Origin of the sequence: Coleofasciculaceae cyanobacterium (assembly GCA_036703275.1) — a bacterium.
Classification (GTDB): domain Bacteria; phylum Cyanobacteriota; class Cyanobacteriia; order Cyanobacteriales; family Xenococcaceae; genus Waterburya.
In genome coordinates, this window is the sequence record DATNPK010000087.1 from 1 (window position 1) to 2580 (window position 2580).

General features: G+C 40.1%; 3 protein-coding genes and 2 pseudogenes. 4 read left to right on the forward strand and 1 reads right to left on the reverse strand.

The features are described from left to right. Positions 1-684, reverse strand: a 684-nt coding sequence (locus V6C71_16475) for a helix-hairpin-helix domain-containing protein (GenBank protein ID HEY9770061.1), incomplete at its 3' end; no start/stop codon positions are given. Positions 685-750: 66 nt separating this feature from the next. Here V6C71_16475 and V6C71_16480 point away from each other — a divergent pair. The 4 genes and pseudogenes from V6C71_16480 to V6C71_16495 all read left to right on the forward strand — a co-directional run. Then, positions 751-1391: pseudogene (locus tag V6C71_16480) on the forward strand (hypothetical protein). A 147-nt stretch (positions 1392-1538) separates the two neighbouring features. Next, positions 1539-1718 (forward strand): annotated as a pseudogene (locus V6C71_16485) (IS1 family transposase). After that, a complete protein-coding gene (locus V6C71_16490) occupies positions 1699-1845 on the forward strand; it encodes a recombinase family protein (protein ID HEY9770062.1) in 147 nt (48 codons plus the stop codon). Before V6C71_16485 ends, V6C71_16490 begins: the two are co-directional and overlap by 20 nt. Before the next feature lie 403 nt (positions 1846-2248). Next, positions 2249-2580, forward strand: a 332-nt coding sequence (locus tag V6C71_16495) for a DUF1838 family protein (GenBank protein HEY9770063.1), incomplete at its 3' end; no start/stop codon positions are given.

A 2580-nucleotide genomic window follows, 5' to 3' on the forward strand; every position in this document is an offset into this window, starting at 1 on the left:
TGAAAGAGGACACTGTAGACATTTAGGATTTCTAGCAGTACAAACTTTAGCTCCAAAGTCCAGTAAAGTTAGATTCCAACGTCCCACTTCCGATTGGGGTGCAATTATTTCTGCTGCATTCTGGAGGATTAAAGAGCGAGATTTAACCCTTCCTCCTTTAATGCCAAAGAACCGTTCGAGAATACGAGCGACGTTAGTATCTAACACTGCTGCTGGTCGCTCGAATGCCTGAGAAAGTATCGCTCTGGCAGTGTACTTGCCGATACCTGGAAGCTTTAATAGTTCTGTTTCTGATTGGGGTACTTTTCCCTCATATTTCTCAATAATAATCTTGGCTGTTTCGGATAATCTTTCTGCTCTGAAGAATAACCCTAATGGTTGCAGCAGTTTAGCTATGTCTTCTACATCGGCGCTCGCCAGCCGCTCTAGTGTAGGATACTCAGTTAGAAAGGCTTCATAGATAGGTGCGACTGTATCTGCATCGGTTCTCTGTATTAAGAATTCGGCAACCAGGATGGAGTATGGGTCTGTAGTCCTGCGCCAGGAATAGTCTCTTAAGTTACACTTTGCCCAAATTAAAAGGCGATCGCAAAAAGGACAAACAAGATTAGTTTTGCCCGAAATTACCTCTTCAATAGTTATCAGTTCGCCTTCGGGGTTGACTCCGTATTTTAACTGCCACATTAATTAAGGGTAGTCCTGTAAAAGTAATGATTTAGAATAAGAATTGATATTTAAGAACTTTTTCCAATGCCGATTTGCCCAAGCTGTTATTCTACAAAAATTGTAAAAAATGGTGGCATTCACAACGGAAAACAGAGGCTAAAATGCACTGAGTGTCATCGTCAATTTATTGAAAATCGACAGAAAATTATGATTAGCCAAGAAAAAAGAGATTTAGTAGATAGATTGCTTTTGGAAAAAATTTCCTTGGCTGGAATTGCTCGCTCAGAAAAGGTTTCTCAAAAATGGCTTCAAACCTACGTTAATGATAAATATTTACTTATACCAAGAGTCGTCAAAGCAGCACAAAAAAAAGGAAAATTGACGATTCAGTGTGATGAATTATGGTCGTTTGTGGACAACAGAGCTAACAAACAGTCCTAATGGATACCGCTTCGCGACGCGCAGCTAGTCCTAAAGGATATGCGAAGCGGTATGCTTTAGCATTTGCGAAGCATATCCTTTAGGGCATATGGGCTTGGCTAGCTCTTGATACCAAGACTGGCGAAATTGTTGGGGTTCATATTGGCGATCGCGATGAATTGGCAGCTCGACAATTATGGAAAAGCTTACCTCCCGTCTATCGACAATGTGCGGTTGCTTATACAGATTTCTCGAATGCCTATGGAACAGTATTACCTAGTAAAAGACATCGCGCAGTAGGAAAAGCGAAACAACGCGGTCTTGGAGGTTTCCACCAAACTAAGCGGGGCAAGCACCCAACTATGCGGTACGACACGAAGTTATATCCGAAGGTGTATGCTAAAGCACTAGCTTCGCGTCGTCCTTTAGGAGTCCTTTAGGGCAAGCCCCATGAGCGATTGTTTCAAGAAGAAACGGGGAAAACGATCTACATTGAAAGATTTAACAATACGCTCAGGCAAAGAGTATCCCGCTTAGTGCGAAAAACTTTATCGTTTTCAAAATCGCTAGAAAATCATATAGGTGCTATCTGGTATTTTGTACACTACTACAATGCTTCATTACCTCTTTAGCACTACCGATGATTCTATGCCCAGTCGGATTACAGCTACACTGCTGGGTTTGGCAGCAGAAATCGAACGAGAATTAATTTCGATGAGAACTACTGAAGCTCTAGCCAAACGCAGATCAGGCGTGTAAGTAGCAACTATACAATAACCCCCGTTAAGAGAAATTATTTGGTGTACCAATTAAACTTTCTGAGAATTAGACCTCTCAAACCATTAAAAACTTGTTATAAATTTCTGTACCAAATAAACTAAGGTTTAATTAATACGCTATATGCGCTCGCCAAATATGCTTCTAGAACGCATAGAGGGTATTAATTTTAGCCTTAGAGTATTATTTTGTAAACTTGCTACTTACACGCCTGTAACGCCAAGCAGACACTATTACCTTAACTGTACCTAATCTCACTTACCTATTCGCCAGAAATTATTTTATACTTTATTACTGCTAAATTACTACTAGTTAAGCCAAGACTAGCTAATTACAAATAATTCTAATTCAACAATCTGATAACTTAGGTATGTAGGTAGAACTTATGAGCCTGGAAAAATCGTTTATTACTGATGAGCAGTTTGTAAAAGTTCGTTGTAGCACTGACAGTAGAACTCATTATTTTGAGGCTACTGGTTCAATGTATGCCCAGCCATTAGATCGAGACGAACCAGCCCACTTATTTGACTTTTTAGGTGTTGATATCTCACGCTGTATTCAAGATGAAGCCACCTCACGTTGGACACTTGTAAGCCGTAAATTCTCCCTTTATCTTGACCCACAAACAAGTCAGCTTCTACGAAATTGGCGTAACCCTTGGACTGGTGAAACAATAAATGTTATCCATCGCTCTTATGACTATCAGGAATTTCAAAT

Excerpts from the sequence above, each read along its gene's own strand:
- V6C71_16490 (HEY9770062.1), top strand. The coding sequence starts at position 1,699 with ATGCTTCATTACCTCTTTAGCACTACCGATGATTCTATGCCCAGTCGG.